Below are 14,897 nucleotides of genomic sequence, written 5' to 3'. Positions count from 1 at the left end.
GGTTTCAATCGAGGGGAATGCGCCGAACATGGTTCGGACGCATTCAGGGCTGCGAAAAGTTCCGGCGAGCGAAACTTTTCTCCGCTCTGGTATCAAAACCGTGATACATGCTCCCGGTTTTGATGAAAACCGCGGTGCGGTTTTCTATTTTATACGCGCATTGCGCGCTCGTAAAAAGTCCAGCTTTGCCGGACTTTTTACACCCCGACCCAGCGCCCTTGGGGCGCGTCGTTCGGGTATCGAGAACAAGTTTCTCCGGAACTTGTTCTCGTATATAGGGGACTTTTGAAGTCCCCTATACTTTTTAGAACTGCTCCAGGAACCGCACGTCGTTCTCATAGAACAGGCGGATATCGTCGATCTTGAAGCGGCCCATGACCGTGCGCTCCAGGCCGATGCCGAACGCATAGCCCGAGTACTCTTCCGGGTCGATGCCGCTGGTTTCGAGCACCTTGGGGTGCACCATGCCGCAGCCGAGGATCTCGATCCAGCCCTCGCCCTTGCACAGCGGGCAGCCCGCGCCGTGGCAGCGGTAGCACTGGATGTCCATTTCGGCGCTCGGCTCGGTGAACGGGAAGTGGTGCGGGCGGAAGCGAACGACCGTGTCCTCGCCGTACAGCTTCTTGGCGAACAGCTCGAGGATGCCCTTGAGGTCGCTCATGCGGATGCCCTTGTCAACGACCAAGCCCTCGATCTGGTGGAACAGCGGGGAGTGGGTGGCGTCCACGGCGTCCGAACGGTAAACGCGGCCGGGCGCGATGATGCGGATCGGCGGCTTTTTCTTTTCCATGACGCGCACCTGCATGCCCGAGGTCTGCGTGCGCAGCACGACGTTGTCCGAAATGTAGAACGTATCCTGCGTGTCGCGCGCGGGGTGGTCCTTCGGGATGTTGAGCGCTTCGAAGTTATAGTGGTCGAGCTCGACCTCCGGGCCTTCCGCGATCGAGAAGCCCAGACCGATGAAGATTTCCTTGAGTTCGTCCAGTACGATGTTGAGCGGATGCTTTTTGCCGATGACGACATCCTCACCCGGCAGGGTGACGTCGATGGTCTCGGCCTCGAGCTTGTGCGCGAGCGCTGCCTGCTCGATGACTTTCTTCTGCTTTTCAATGATGGTTTCGATCTCGGCGCGCACGTCGTTGATCAGCTGACCGACAGCCGGACGTTCCTCCGGAGCAACGTCCTTCATGCCCTTGAGCAGAGCGGTCAGCTCGCCCTTTTTGCCGAGGAAGCGGACACGCGCCTCGTCGAGCGCGCGGGCGTCGTTTGCCGCGGCAAGCTGATCTTTCGCGGCCTGCAAAATGCCTTGCAGTTTTTCTTTCATGGTGACTCTCCTTTATGAAAAATCGTTCAGGGACGCAATAAAAAAAGCCTTTCGTCCCGCAAAATAGGGACGAAAGGCGTGCAAACACTGTCTTCCGTGGTACCACCCTGATTCCCGGACGGGCCGGGCACTCATTGAACGCCGGTAACGGGGCGTTACTTCGCCTGCGCCTACTGTTTTGGTTCAGCGCCGGTGCTCGCAGGGGAACTTCGCGTCAGGTCTCTTTGGACGGCTCGCAGCCAAAGGCCGTTTTCTCTGAAAAGAGGGGAGTGACGGTACTTTCCCTGTTCATCGCAGGTGTCATTCTTCCATAACAGTATTATTAAAACACAGTTTTTGGGCAAATGCAAGGGGAAAATGCATTTTTATCCCCTCAAAGCCGGAGCGCGCTGTAAAATGGCGTAATCAGCAGCGTGCCGATGACAAAACTCAGCAGGTTGGCGGTGATGGCATAGGCCACACGGCGCGCGCGGGTATGACCATGCAGAAAACGCGCATAGGCAAGCGACTCGATGACGAAAATGACCGCTTCGATGGCAAACGCCCAGAAAAAGGCGTGCTCTCGGTTGGAGGAGAGCAGGATGCGCCCATAGGTCAGCGTCATCAAAGCCTGCGTTGCAAGGTTGACCAGCAGGAATGGTACGATGTTTTCGCCCAGCGGAAAGCCAAACAGCAGCAGGACGACTACCTCAATCAGCAGCGTGAACAGAAACGTGCACGCGAACTGCTTGAGCAGGGTGAACCAGGCGCCCAAGGTGGAAATCGCGCCGGTCTGTGCGTCGACGGAAAAGGTTTGCATCGCGCGGATGCGTTCCGCCTCGTCCGTGACTAGCAGCGTGCCGTCCTCGTGCAGCACGGCCACGCGGAACGGCCCCGGGTAGGGGACGTCCATAAAATACATGGGCTGGTCGTCGCGGTCGTATGATGTCCAGTCCCACACATGCCAGCCATCCGGCAGGGCGGCGGTGAGTGCTTCGGGCGGGGAACTCAAGGGTTTGGTATACGGCTCGCGTCCCAGCAGGGCGACATGCGTGATGCCGTCGTCCAGACCGGCAATGCCGATATAAATGGATGTATACGGCAGGCCGTTGGCGCTCGCGGTTGCGGGCAGCAGCACGAGAAGCAAGGCAAACAGGCAGAGAACAGAACGGAGCTTTGCACGCATGGCGGTCGCCTCCCCTACGTTTTGATACCTTTATTATAGCAAAAGGGATGTAAAGAACAAGTTACAGGACGACATAGTTTGAGCCGATTTTGTGCAAAATAAAGGCAGTATTTTGGTAATGGTGCTTGACAACCTTTCAGAATGTGGATATACTGATTAAGTTAATATGCAAAATGCAATGACAAAGAGGAGTATTCCTGTTCCCCGCGCGTCAAGAGAGAGGGCGGTTCGGTGCAAGCCCTTCGGCAGGCAGGAAGAAGGTCGCTTTCGAGCAGGAGGGCTGAAATGAGTAAGCCGTCCCGTCCCGCCCACGTTACGGGTCAACGAGTGCGCGGCTTTTTTGCCGCGAAGTTAGGTGGTACCACGGAGCACGCTTCGTCCTAGTATGGACGGCGTGCTTTTTTTGTTTGCCCGTATTCCGCGGGCGACGGCAAGTGTGCGGCTGCGCGCCGCAGGCGCACACGAGGGGAAAACCCGTGGTTTCCCCCTCTTGCGAATCACCCTCTTCCTGCAGGGCGCGCTTTGCGCGCAAAGGTGGGTTCTGCCAAACGGCTGCCACCCGACTGCTGAGAGAAACAGCAAGGGAGATCTGCCACCCCAGAGGGCGCTGCCGCGCCGGCGGCGGTGCATGTGAAAACCAGTCAATTTAATTCAAAAGGAGATAGAGCCATGAGCGAACTGCCCAAGACCTACGACCCAAAAGCGGTCGAGGACAAGCTGTACAGCTTCTGGAATGACTCCGGCTTCTTCCACGCCGAGGTCAACCCGGACAAGAAACCCTATACCATCGTCATCCCGCCCCCGAACGTGACCGGCCAGCTCCACATGGGCCACGCGTTCGACGAGACCTTGCAGGATATCCTGATCCGCACCAAGCGTATGCAGGGCTACGAAGCACTGTGGATGCCCGGCACTGACCACGCGGGTATCGCGACGCAGATCAAGGTGGAGGAGAACCTGCGCAAGGAAGAGGGCCTGACCCGCTACGACCTTGGCCGCGAGAAGTTCCTCGAGCGCGTCTGGGACTGGAAGAACAAGTACGGCGACCGCATCATCAGCCAGCTGAAAAAGCTCGGCTCGTCCTGCGATTGGGAGCGCGAGCGCTTCACGATGGACGAAGGCTGCTCCAAGGCAGTCCGCGAGGTGTTTGTCAACCTCTATAACAAGGGCCTGATTTACAAGGGCCACCGCATTATCAACTGGTGCCCGCACTGCGCGACCGCGCTGTCTGACGCCGAGGTCGAATACGAGACCCAGCCGGGCAAGCTGTGGCACATCCGCTATCCGCTGGCGGACGGTTCGGGCGATCTGGTCGTTGCGACCACCCGCCCGGAGACCTTCATGGGCGATACCGGCGTTGCCGTCAACCCGAATGACGAGCGCTACAAGCACCTGATCGGCAAGACCTGCATTCTGCCGATTATGAACCGCGAAATCCCGATCTTCGGCGACGATTACGTCGATATGGAATTTGGTACGGGCTGCGTTAAGGTCACGCCCTGCCACGACCCGAACGACTTCGAGATGGGCCAGCGCCACAACCTCGAGCAGATCCTCGTGTTCAACGAGGACGCGACCGTCAACGAAAACGGCGGTAAGTACGAGGGCATGGACCGCTACGAGTGCCGCAAGGCGGTTATCAAGGACCTCGAAGAGGGCGGCTATCTGGTCAAGATCGAGGACCACGAGCACAACGTCGGCACTTGCTACCGCTGCGGCACGACGGTCGAGCCGATGACCTCGGCTCAGTGGTTCGTCAAGATGGCGCCGCTTGCGAAGCCCGCGATGGACGTCGTCACCGAGGGCAAGACCAAGTTCGTGCCCGACCGCTTCTCCAAGACCTATCTGCGCTGGATGGAAAACGTGCATGACTGGTGCATTTCGCGTCAGTTGTGGTGGGGCCATCGCATCCCGGCGTTCTACTGCGACGACTGCGGCGAGATGACCGTCTCCAAGGAAGACGTGCACGTCTGCCCGAAGTGCGGCTCCAAGAACGTCCGTCAGGAAGAGGACGTGCTGGATACCTGGTTCTCCTCCGCGCTGTGGCCGTTCTCCACGCTCGGCTGGCCGGACAAGACCCCGGAGCTTGATTACTTCTACCCGACCTCCACGCTGGTCACCGGCTACGACATCATCTTCTTCTGGGTCGCGCGCATGATCTTCTCGGGTGTCGAGCACATGGGCCAGACCCCGTTCAAGACCGTGTATATCCACGGCCTGGTGCGCGACGCGCAGGGCCGCAAGATGTCCAAGTCGCTCGGCAACGGCATCGACCCGCTGGAAGTCATCGACCAGTACGGCGCGGACGCGCTGCGCTTCACCCTCGCGACCGGCAACAGCCCCGGAAACGACATGCGTTTCTCGGACGAGCGCGTGCAGGCGTCGCGTAACTTCTGCAACAAGATCTGGAACGCGTCGCGTTTCATTCAGATGAACCTGACCATCAGCAAGGACGAAAAGCCCGCGCTGCCCGAGACGCTTGCGCTCGAGGACAAGTGGATCGTGTCCAAGTACAACACGCTGGTTGCCGAGGTCACCCGCAACATCGACCAGTACGAGCTGGGTCTGGCGGCTTCCAAGCTCAACGACTTCATCTGGGACAACTTCTGCGACTGGTATATCGAGATCGCCAAGACCCGTCTGCAGGCGGGCGACGAGAGCGTCCAGAAGGTGCTGTGCTATGTGCTGTCGGGCGCGATGCAGCTGCTGCATCCGTTCATGCCGTTCATCACCGAGACCATCTGGCAGGCGCTGCCGCACGAAGGCCCGTCGGTCATGGTGTCCAAGTGGCCGGAGTACGACGAAAAGCTGCACTTTGCCGCCGAAGAGGCACAGATGGAGACGCTGATGGACGCGGTGCGCGCCATCCGCAACCGCCGCAGCGAGATGAACGTCCCGCCGTCCAAGAAGGCCAAGGTGCTCATCCTGACCGAGAAGAAGGACACCTTTGCCGCCGGCGAAGGCTTCTTCCCTAAGCTCGCCTATGCGTCCGGCATTGAGCTGATCGACGCGGTGCCCGCGGACGCGGCCAAGATGGCGTCGGTCGTCACGGGTGACGCGCAGCTGTATATGCCGATGGGCGACCTGATCGACTTCGCCGCCGAGCGCGCGCGCCTCGAGAAGGAGAAGGCCAAGGTCGAGGACGACATCGCGTTCGTCATGAAAAAGCTCGACAACCCGAAGTTTGTCGATAAGGCGCCCGAGAAGGTCGTCGCGGCCGAACGAGAAAAGGCCGAACACCTGCGCGAGCACCTGGCAAAGCTCGAGGAATCCATCGCAGCCCTCGGCTAAAATCAAGTGCAACATGAAAAAAACGGTATGGCTGTGCCATACCGTTTTTCTTTTGTCGGAAAACGTGCTATAATGTCGAAGATTGAAACAATGTGGAAAACCACCGCGCGAAAACAACAGGCTCTCTTATGCGGAGACGCAAAAACCTGAGAGGAGAGATTTTGATGAAAACCCTAAATCCCAATGTCAAGAAATGGATCGCCGTGGCGGCGCTGGTCGTGATCGCCCTGCTGTCCGCGTTTGTGCTGGCGGGCAGGCTGTCCGACCCGGCGTTCCACGCGGCGTCCATCGCGGCGCTGGACGAGAAAAAGGGGACGGTGACCGAGCTGACGGCGGCGGCCGCCGCGGGTTCGGTTGCGGTTTCGGCCATTCCGGGCGACGCGACCACGCCGATCGCCAACCAGATCGCCGAAATGGCGACCTATCTGCTGATCGTGGTGGGCGCGATCCTGCTGGAAAAGTTCCTGCTCACCATGACCTGCCTCGTGACCTTCCAGTACCTCATCCCGGCCGCGTGCGTGCTGACGATCTTCTGGCTGTTCTGCCGCCGGACCGTGCTTGTGCAGCTTGCCGTGCGGCTGGCGGTGTTCGGCCTCGTGATCTGTCTGGTCGTGCCGGCCAGCATACAGGTGAGCCATCTGGTGGAGGAGACGTTCGACACCCAAAAGACGGTCCAAACCGTGCAGCAGGCGACCGACGAGATCGAGCAGGACGACACCGCCGAGCAGACGCAGGACGGCGGCATCGGCGGCTGGCTCAGCGGCATCGGCGAGACCATCACAAACGGGGTGTCCGGCGTGATGGAGCAGGCGGAAAACCTGCTCAGCCAGTTTATCGACGCGGTCGCGGTGCTGATCATCACCAGCTGTGTGCTGCCGATCGCGGTGCTGCTGTTCTTCCTCTGGGTGACCAAGATCATCTTCGGCGTGCAGCTGCCGGTGTCCGCGCGCGGCGCGGCGGGCGCGATCCACGGCCGGTTCCGGCGCAAGCGGGCGGCGCTCAAAGCGGCGTCCGTGCGCGGGCAGGACGACTGACCCATCGGGCGCAGGAAAAGGGGAAACCGCGGTTTCTCCTTTTTCTTTTCGTCAAGGCGTGCTATAATGTTGCTATCTTATGACAGGAAAGGGTTTATTATGGACACCGCAATTCCCAAAACCGCGATCGACTATATTCATTCGCTCGGCCGCTTTTCCGGCAAGGCCGGCCTGCACCGCATCCGCGCGCTGTGCAGCGCGCTGGGCGACCCGCAGGACAAACTGAAATTCGTGCATCTGGCGGGCACGAACGGCAAGGGCTCGACCGCCTGCATGCTGGACTCCGTGCTGCGCGCGGCCGGGTATCGCGTCGGGCTGTACACCTCGCCCTATCTCGTGCAGTTCCATGAGCGCATCCGCGTAAACGGCGCCATGATCCCGGACGCGGATCTGACGCGCCTGTCCGAACAGGTCGCGCAGGCGTGCAAGGGGCTGACGCTGCCCGAGGGTGAGCACATCGGCGAGTTCGAGTTCACGACTGCGGTCGCGTTTCTCTACTTTGCCGAGCAGCAGTGCGACATCGTGGTGCTCGAGACCGGCCTCGGCGGCCGGTGCGACGCGACCAACGTCATCCGTGCGCCCGAGGTGTGCGTCATCACGCCCATCTCGCGCGACCACATGGCTGTGCTGGGCGATACGGTCGCCGCGATCGCCGGGGAGAAGGCGGGCATCATCAAGCCGGCCTGCGCGGTGGTGTGTGCGGACCATCAGCCGGACGAGGCGCTGCCGGTGCTCCGGCGCGCGTGCGACGCCGCGGGCGCGGTCTGGTTTGACGGCATGCAGGAGATGCGCGTGCTGCGGTGCGATATTCTGGGTTCGGCATTTGTGCGCGGGGGACAGGGCTACACCATCCCGATGCCCGGCCGGCATCAGCTGCAAAACGCGCAGACCGCGCTGCGTGTGATCGCCGCGCTGCGCGAGCGCGGCTGGACCATCTCGGTCGAGGCCGAGGTGCGCGGCTTGGCGCGGGCGCGCATGCCCGGCCGGCTGGAGCGCATGCTGGATATGCCGCTCGTGCTGCTCGACGGCGCGCACAACGCCGCGGGCGTGGCGGCGCTCACCCGCACGGTGGACGAAATGCTCAAAATGCGCCGTCTGCTGGTCGTGATGGGCATGGTCAAGGACAAGGAATACGGGGAATGCATTTACGAGATGGCGCGCCGCGCGGATGTGTTTTTCGCCTGCGCGCCCGAAGCGGATGCGCGCGCTCTGCCCGCGCAGACCGCCGCGGCCATTGCCGAGCAGCACTGCGGCGAGGTGTACGACTGCCACACGGTCGAGCATGCGCTGTCGCAGGCGCTGGAAAAGGCCGGACCGCGCGACTGCGTGCTGGTCTGCGGGTCGCTGTATCTGATCGGCGAGGCAGAAAAAATCCTGCGCGCGCGACAGAAAGCGGCAGAATAAAACGGTAAAAAATGGTAAACTAAGGCTTGTACCGAAAGGGTACAAGCCTTTTCGTTTGGACAGAAAAAATGAGGTGAAAGACACATATGCTGCATATCACACAGGCCGAAAGCGGGGGCGTGCTGACGGTTTCGCTCGCGGGCGAGCTTGACCACCATGCCGCGCGCGAGGCCATCGAGCAGAGCGAGGACCTGATGGCGCTCTATCCCTGTCAAAAGCTGGTGCTGAGTCTGGCCGGGCTGACGTTCATGGACAGTTCGGGGCTTGCGGTCGTCTTGCATCTGCACCGCACCTGTGCGCGCAGCGGCTGCGATTTTGTGGTGCGCGGCACGCCGCCGCAGCCCATGCGCGTATTCGAGGCGGCGGGTCTGCCGCAGGTCATGATTTTCGAGAGGGGGGAGTAACTTGCGCGCGGTCATCAACAAAATGAGCCTGAAATTTGAAAGCCATTCGGTCAACGAAGCGTTTGCGCGGCAGGCGGTCGGCGCGTTCGTTTCGCAGCTCGACCCGACCATGGAGGAGCTGGGCGACATCAAAACCGTCGTGTCCGAGGCGGTCACCAACGCGATCGTCCACGGCTACGCGGACAAAACCGGGTTTATCACGGTCACCGTGCGGCTGATGGAGGGGCGCGTGCTCGAGCTCAAGGTCAAGGACGCGGGGCGCGGCATTGAGAACGTCGAGCAGGCGCGTCAGCCCATGTTCACCACGGGCGACGACACCCGCAGCGGCATGGGCTTTACCATCATGGAATCGTTCACCGACAAGCTGCGCGTGCGCTCCACGCCCGGCAAGGGCACGATCGTCACCATGGTCAAGATTCTGCGGGAGCGCGGCGCGTGACCAGCACGATGCGCGGCCTGCTCGAGCGGGCGGCGGCGGGCGACCGCGAGGCCGAGGCGCAGCTGATCGAGCAAAACAGCGGGCTGATCTGGTCGATCGCGCGGCGGTATTACGGGCGCGGCGTCGAGCCGGACGACCTGTACCAGCTGGCCTGCGTGGGCTTTATCAAAGCGGTGCGCGGCTTTGACGCGGCGCTCGGCAACGAGTTTTCTACTTATGCGGTGCCCAAGATCGCGGGCGAAATCCGGCGCTTTCTGCGCGACGACGGCGCGGTCAAGGTCGGGCGCGCGGTCAAGGAGCGCGCGGTGCGCGTGCGGCGCATCCAGGCCGAGCTGGAAGGGCGCACCGGACGCTCGCCCACGGTCAACGAGGTCGCGGCGGCAGCCGGGCTGACGGCCGAGGAGGTCGCGTCCTGCGAGCAGGCGGACGTGACGGTGGACTCGTTTGAGCGCGAGCTGTCCGGCGGCGGACGGCTGGGCGATCTGGTCGGCGACGAGGGCATGGAGGAGCGCACCTGCCTGTATCTGTCGCTGGGGGAGGCGATGCGCACGCTGCCCGAACGCGAGCGGCAGGTGCTCGCGCTGCGGTTTTCGCGCGATCTGACCCAGCAGCAGGTGTCCCGCATCATCGGGGTGTCGCAGGTGCAGGTCTCGCGCATCGAAAAGCGCGCGATCGAGACGCTGCGCAAAAAACTGACCGAATAAAGCGGACTGCATCCGAGGGGCAGTCCGCTTTATTGACGCCTGTGTTTTATCGTTGACAGCCCGCCCGGGGTAGGGTAAACTGAAAGCAGAAACCGAAAAGGGGTGGGCGCGATGCGGAAAACCGTGCGGAAATCGGTGGTTGGCTGGGCTGTGGGTCTGGCCGTGCTTTGGGTGATGATTGTTCTTGCGATCTCGCTTTCCCCCACGATGCAGGGCAGCATCCCGTATTTTGGCGGCTTCGGCAGCCGCACGATGTGGCTGGCGGCGGCGCTGGCCGCGGTGGTGTATCTGCTGCCGGCGATTTTGTACGGCGTGGGGCTGCACTGGGCAAAATATCTGCTCGCGGTGATCAACGGCGCGGTGATGATCCTGACGCTCGTGCTGCTCGGCCTGATGGCGGTGATGGTGATGTTCCAGATCGGCGTCGAGGGCTGGTACGTCATGGGGCTGGACCTGTGGTTCGTTCTGGTGGCGGTGCTGGGCATCGCGGCGTTTGTTTTCGGGTTTTTGTGGTTCCGCGCGGCGTTTCCCGTGCGCGGGTCGGACAAAGTATGACAAAAGAAGCACAAAAGGCGGCTGCCATTTGGCAGCCGCCTTGTTTTGTGCGCGTTTTTAGATTTTCTGCATGAAATTCGCGGCCGCCTTGGCCATCAGGCGCTTGGTGCCCTTCTGGTCGAAGGCGATCTCGAGCAATGCGTCGTTTCCCATCGGCTTGGCGCTCAGGATCATGCCGTCGCCGAAGGCCTTGTGGTGCACGCGGCAGCCCGCCGGGAAGTCCGGCAGCGGCGCGCCCGCCGCCTTGGGCGCTGCGGGAACCGAGGACGCGGCCGAGAACGTGCGCGCCCGGTGGATCTGCGCGCGGGGCAGGCCGGGTTCGGGCTGGGTCGCGGCGGCGAACATGCGGCTCTCCACGATGTTGCTGTCGAGCAGCTCGCGCGGCATCTCGTCGATGAAGCGCGAGGGATGTGCGTACTGCGTGCGGCCGTACAGCAGACGGCGCTCGGCGCAGGTCAGGTACAGCTCTTCCCGCGCGCGCGTGACCGCAACATAGCACAGCCGGCGCTCCTCCTCCATGTCCTCGTCGCGCTCCATCGCGCGGAAGCCGGGGAACAGACCGTCCTCCATGCCCGCAAGGAACACGACCGGGAATTCCAGACCCTTAGCCGAGTGCATGGTCATCATCAGCACGGCGTCCTCGTCCTCTTCGGTCTGGTCGGCGTCGGTGTACAGCGCCATGTTTTCCAGAAAACCGCCCAGCGTGGGCGCTTCGTTCTTCTCTTCGTAATCGACGAGGTAGGACTTGAGCTCCTCGATGTGCTCGAGGCGGCCCTGCTCTTCCACGCCGCCCTTTTCCTCGAGCGCGCGGCGGTAGCCGGTCTGCTCGAGCAGCTCGTCATACAGCTCGGACAGCGACAGGAACGCGCGCTGCTGGCGCAGGTTTTCCATCATCGTGCCGAACTTTTCCATCGCGGACGCGCCGCGCGACAGGGCGGGGAACTGGGAAGCGTTGCGCACCACGTCATACAGCAGCATGCCGTTTTCCAGCGCGAGCTGGGACGCGGTCTCGACCGACTTGTCGCCGATCTTGCGCGCAGGCACGTTGATGATGCGGCGCAGACGCAGCTCGTCCGCCGGGTTTTCCAGCACCCACAGATAGGCGAACATATCGCGCACCTCGGCGCGCGAGAAGAAGTCGCGGCCCTTGTAGACGCGGTAGGGGATGCCCGCGCGGATGAACGCCGCGGCGATGTTATCGCTCAGTACGTTATTGCGGTACAAAATCGCAAAATCGCTCCACCGGCGGCCGGCTTCGACGCCTTCGCGGATGGTGTCCGCGATGTAGGCGGCTTCGCCCTCCTGGCTGTCCGAGCGGTGCAGGTGGATTTTGGAGCCGCCTGCCTGATCGGTCCAGAGCTCCTTGCCCTTGCGGCCGACGTTGTTGCGGATGACCTCGTTGGCGGCGCTTAAGATGTTGCCGGTCGAGCGGTAGTTCTGCTCGAGCCGGATGGTTTTTGCGTTTTTGAACTGCTTTTCAAACTCCAGGATGTTTGCGATCGTCGCGCCGCGGAATTTGTAGATACTTTGGTCGTCGTCGCCGACCACGCAGATGTTTTCGTAATATCCCGCCAGCAGGCTGGTCAGCACATACTGGGCGTAGTTGGTGTCCTGATACTCGTCCACCAGCACATAGCGGAACTGCCGCTGGTACAGCTCGAGCACATCCGGGTTGCTTTGCAGCAGCAGGACGGTTTTCATGATGATGTCGTCAAAGTCGAGCGCCGCGGCTTTGCGCATCTCCTTTTCGTACAGCTTGTAGACCTCTGCCACCTTTTCGCGGAAGTAATCGCCCGCGGCGTCGGCGGCAAACTGCTTGGGGGTCATCAGCTTGTCTTTTGCGCGCGAAATCATGCCGATCACGGTGCGCGGGTCAAAGGTCTTGGTGTCGAGGTTCAGCTGCTTCATCACGTTGGTCACAACGCGCTTTTTATCGTCCTCGTCGTAGATGGTGAACGGGGTGTCGAAGCCGAGCAGGTCGTTATACCGGCGCAGGATGCGCAGGCAGGCCGTGTGAAAGGTGTAGGCCCAGACGTCGTTTGCCGCGGTTTCGTCCGGCAGGGCGGCCAGCAGGCGGTCGCGCAGCTCGCGCGCGGCCTTGTTGGTGAAGGTGATCGCGATCACCTGCCACGGGCGCGCGGGATCGACCGCGCACAAGTGCTCGGCGCGGGCGCGGTTTTCCGGCTTGGGATCGGTCAGGTATTCGGTCAGGAACAGCAGGTCGTCCTCAGTGGCGCCCTCGGGGGCAAATTCGTTCGTCAGGCCCTGCCCGAAGCGCAGGATATTGACGATGCGGTTGATGAGCACGGTCGTCTTGCCGCTGCCCGCGCCCGCAAGGATGAGCAGCGGGCCTTCGGTCGTGAACACCGCTTCGCGCTGGCGGTCGTTGAGGTGCGCAAACGACTGCTCGATGATCGCGCGCCGTACAGCGGCGTATTTCAGGTCAAATTTGGTCGGTTCCATGGGGTTCCTCGTTTCGTTGTGAAGATACGAAATCAGTATATCACAGATGAGACAGGAAAACAAATGTTCTGTTTGTGCGCGCGGGAAAAAAGCCGCCCCGGAAGGGCGGCTTTTGTTATGCAAGGCCGAGGAGCGTGCACATGCCGTGCACGGCAAGACAGAGCGCAAGGCCGAACGCGGTCGGCAGCGCCACGGCGGCGAGCGTCCAGCGGACGCTGCGCGTCTCTTTCCAGATGGTCAGGCAGGTGGTCGAGCACGGCCAGTGCGCCACCGCAAACACCAGCGTGCACAGCGCGGTGCACACCGTCCAGCCGTTGGCCAGCAGCAGCGTGCGGAAGGCCGCAAGGTCGGTCACGTCCGCGATCGTGCCGGTCGCGAGGTAGCCCATGACGATCAGCGGCATCACCAGCTCGTTTGCCGGAAAGGCGAGGAGAAAGGCGAGCAGGATCACGCCGTCCAGCCCCAACAGCCGCCCCGCGGGGTCGAGCCAGGCGGTCAGGTGCGCGAAAACCGACGCGTCCCCGATTTGCAGATTGGCCAGCAGCCAGATGAGCGCGCCTGCGGGCGCGGCCACCGCCGCCGCGCGGCCGAGGACGAACAGAGTCCGGTCAAGCACGCTGCGCACGATCACCTGCCCGAGCTGCGGCGCGCGGTAGGGTGGCAGCTCGAGCGTGAACGAGGACGGCACGCCTTTCAGTACGGTCGCGCTCAGCAGGCGCGAGGCGACAAGGGTGAGCATGACGCTGCCCGCGATCACGGCGGTCAGCAGCAGCGCGCCGCCGGCGGCGTTGCCCGCGAAAAACGTGGCGCACAGGAAGATCAGCAGCGGGAACCGCCCGTTGCAGGGCGCAAACGTGTTGGTCAGAATGGCGATCAGCCGCTCGCGCGGCGAGTCGATGATGCGGCAGCCGGTCACGCCGCAGGCGTTGCATCCGAAGCCCATGCACATGCTTGGGGAAAAGTCGGATGCGGGAGGGGCAAGCGGTCAGTCGTCGAACAGATCGAGCAGGTAACCATAGCCTTCGGCCTGCATTTTTTCATAGGGGATGAAACGCAGCGCCGCGCTGTTGATGCAGTAGCGCACGCCGTTGGGGGACTCGGGATCATTGGTAAAGACATGGCCGAGATGCGAGTTGCCCGCCCGGCTGCGGACTTCCGTGCGGTGCATGCCGAGGCTGTCGTCCGGCAGCTCGACCACCGCCGGGGATTCGATGGGCTTGGAAAAAGCGGGCCAGCCGCAGCCGCTTTCAAACTTGTCCGTAGAGGAAAACAGCGGTTCGCCGGTCACGATATCCACATAGATGCCCTTTTCAAACTGGTCCCAGAAGGCGTTGTCAAACGCGTGTTCTGTGCCGTTTTCCTGTGTGATGCGGTATTGCTCGTCGGTCAGCTTGTCGCGAATGGATTCCGCCGCGGGCTTGCGGTAGTCCCCCGGATCGATGCGCAGCTTGGAAAACAGCGCGATTTCCTCGGTCGGGATATGGCAGTAGCCGAAGGGGTTTTTCTCCAGATAATCCTGATGGTATTCCTCGGCCGGATAAAAATTCATCAGCGGGCCGATTTCCACAAAAAATTCCTCACTGCGGCTGCGTTCGATCGCAGCGATCCGATCGACGGTCTCCTTTGCCTTGTCGTTGGTATAATAGACACCGGTCTGATACTGGGTGCCCCGGTCGTTGCCCTGCTGGTTCTGCACCGTGGGGTCGATGACATAGAAGTACGCCAGCAGCAGTGCGTCCAGACTGACCTGCTCCGGATCGTATTCCACGCGCACGGTTTCCCGGAAACCCGTGTTGCCGGCGCAGACCGCCCGGTAATTGGCATCGGCCTCGCCGGTGCCGTTGGCGTAGCCGCTTTGCGCATCAATGACGCCGGGGATGGACTGCATCAGGTGCTCCATGCCCCAGAAGCAGCCGCCGGCCAGATAGATGACGTTTTCAGTAGAATCCATATACATATTCTCCTTTTCGGATGCGCCGGCAGACTGTCCGGCTGCCGGCGGCGGGGTTTCCTGTTCGTCGGTCGGCTGCGGCGCATTGGGCTGCGCGGCACAGCCGCCCAGCATCAGTACAGACGCCAAAAGAAGCGAAAGAACCTTGCCTCGCATAAAAAAT

The 14,897-nt window shown here is 61.9% G+C and carries 12 protein-coding genes and 2 other annotated features; of the genes, 7 read left to right on the top strand and 5 right to left on the bottom strand.

The features are described 5' to 3' along the window. Positions 1-304 precede the first annotated feature (304 nt). Both pheS and EJL02_RS04350 read right to left on the bottom strand, forming a co-directional pair. Positions 305-1,324 carry a phenylalanine--tRNA ligase subunit alpha gene (gene pheS, locus EJL02_RS04355; protein WP_125115195.1) on the bottom strand — a complete coding sequence of 340 codons (1,020 nt, stop codon included), beginning with the start codon at positions 1,322-1,324 and terminating at the stop codon, positions 305-307. Between the two features lie 62 nt (positions 1,325-1,386). Continuing rightward, positions 1,387-1,625: a binding site (T-box leader), on the bottom strand. A gap of 72 nt (positions 1,626-1,697) precedes the next feature. After that, positions 1,698-2,489: a hypothetical protein gene (locus tag EJL02_RS04350; protein WP_125115194.1), complete on the bottom strand. Its 792-nt coding sequence runs from the start codon at positions 2,487-2,489 to the stop codon at positions 1,698-1,700. A 169-nt stretch (positions 2,490-2,658) separates the two neighbouring features. Continuing rightward, positions 2,659-2,875 (top strand) — a binding site (T-box leader). Positions 2,876-3,158: 283 nt separating this feature from the next. Here EJL02_RS04350 and EJL02_RS04345 point away from each other — a divergent pair. From EJL02_RS04345 to EJL02_RS04315, 7 genes are all read left to right on the top strand, one after another. After that, the gene (locus EJL02_RS04345) at positions 3,159-5,780 is read left to right on the top strand and encodes a valine--tRNA ligase (protein WP_125115193.1); all 2,622 of its coding nucleotides are present in this window, start codon (positions 3,159-3,161) and stop codon (positions 5,778-5,780) included. A gap of 164 nt (positions 5,781-5,944) precedes the next feature. After that, entirely contained in the window at positions 5,945-6,814 is an 870-nt protein-coding gene (locus EJL02_RS04340) for a hypothetical protein (protein ID WP_125115192.1), read from the top strand. Positions 6,815-6,913: 99 nt separating this feature from the next. Next, the gene (locus EJL02_RS04335; RefSeq protein WP_164510283.1) at positions 6,914-8,218 is read left to right on the top strand and encodes a bifunctional folylpolyglutamate synthase/dihydrofolate synthase; all 1,305 of its coding nucleotides are present in this window, start codon (positions 6,914-6,916) and stop codon (positions 8,216-8,218) included. Between the two features lie 86 nt (positions 8,219-8,304). Further along, positions 8,305-8,622 carry an anti-sigma factor antagonist gene (locus EJL02_RS04330; protein WP_125115190.1) on the top strand — a complete coding sequence of 106 codons (318 nt, stop codon included), beginning with the start codon at positions 8,305-8,307 and terminating at the stop codon, positions 8,620-8,622. A gap of 22 nt (positions 8,623-8,644) precedes the next feature. Continuing rightward, positions 8,645-9,061, top strand: coding sequence for an anti-sigma F factor (gene spoIIAB, locus EJL02_RS04325; RefSeq protein WP_125115549.1), 417 nt, complete (start codon positions 8,645-8,647; stop codon positions 9,059-9,061). After that, positions 9,058-9,765 (top strand): sigma-70 family RNA polymerase sigma factor, encoded by a 708-nt coding sequence (locus EJL02_RS04320; protein ID WP_243114400.1) that lies wholly within the window; start codon positions 9,058-9,060, stop codon positions 9,763-9,765. Before spoIIAB ends, EJL02_RS04320 begins: the two co-directional genes overlap by 4 nt. A 111-nt stretch (positions 9,766-9,876) precedes the next feature. Beyond that, complete coding sequence (locus EJL02_RS04315; RefSeq protein ID WP_125115189.1) at positions 9,877-10,320, top strand: DUF5391 family protein; 444 nt, start codon at positions 9,877-9,879, stop codon at positions 10,318-10,320. A gap of 57 nt (positions 10,321-10,377) precedes the next feature. On the opposite strand, the gene EJL02_RS04310 is transcribed toward EJL02_RS04315, so the two are convergent. The 3 genes from EJL02_RS04310 to msrB form a co-directional block, all read right to left on the bottom strand. Then, positions 10,378-12,783 carry an ATP-dependent helicase gene (locus EJL02_RS04310; RefSeq protein ID WP_125115188.1) on the bottom strand — a complete coding sequence of 802 codons (2,406 nt, stop codon included), beginning with the start codon at positions 12,781-12,783 and terminating at the stop codon, positions 10,378-10,380. A gap of 115 nt (positions 12,784-12,898) precedes the next feature. After that, on the bottom strand, positions 12,899-13,726 hold the full coding sequence (locus tag EJL02_RS04305) for a nucleoside recognition domain-containing protein (RefSeq protein WP_243114399.1): 828 nt from the start codon (positions 13,724-13,726) through the stop codon (positions 12,899-12,901). Between the two features lie 42 nt (positions 13,727-13,768). Then, positions 13,769-14,890 (bottom strand): peptide-methionine (R)-S-oxide reductase MsrB, encoded by a 1,122-nt coding sequence (msrB, locus tag EJL02_RS04300; RefSeq protein ID WP_125115186.1) that lies wholly within the window; start codon positions 14,888-14,890, stop codon positions 13,769-13,771. Between the last annotated feature and the right edge of the window lie 7 nt (positions 14,891-14,897).

Source organism: Agathobaculum sp. Marseille-P7918, assembly GCF_900625105.1.
Classification (GTDB): domain Bacteria; phylum Bacillota; class Clostridia; order Oscillospirales; family Butyricicoccaceae; genus Agathobaculum.
The sequence above is the reverse complement of the archived record's forward strand: the minus strand, read 5'-3'. Positions and strand labels throughout refer to the sequence as shown.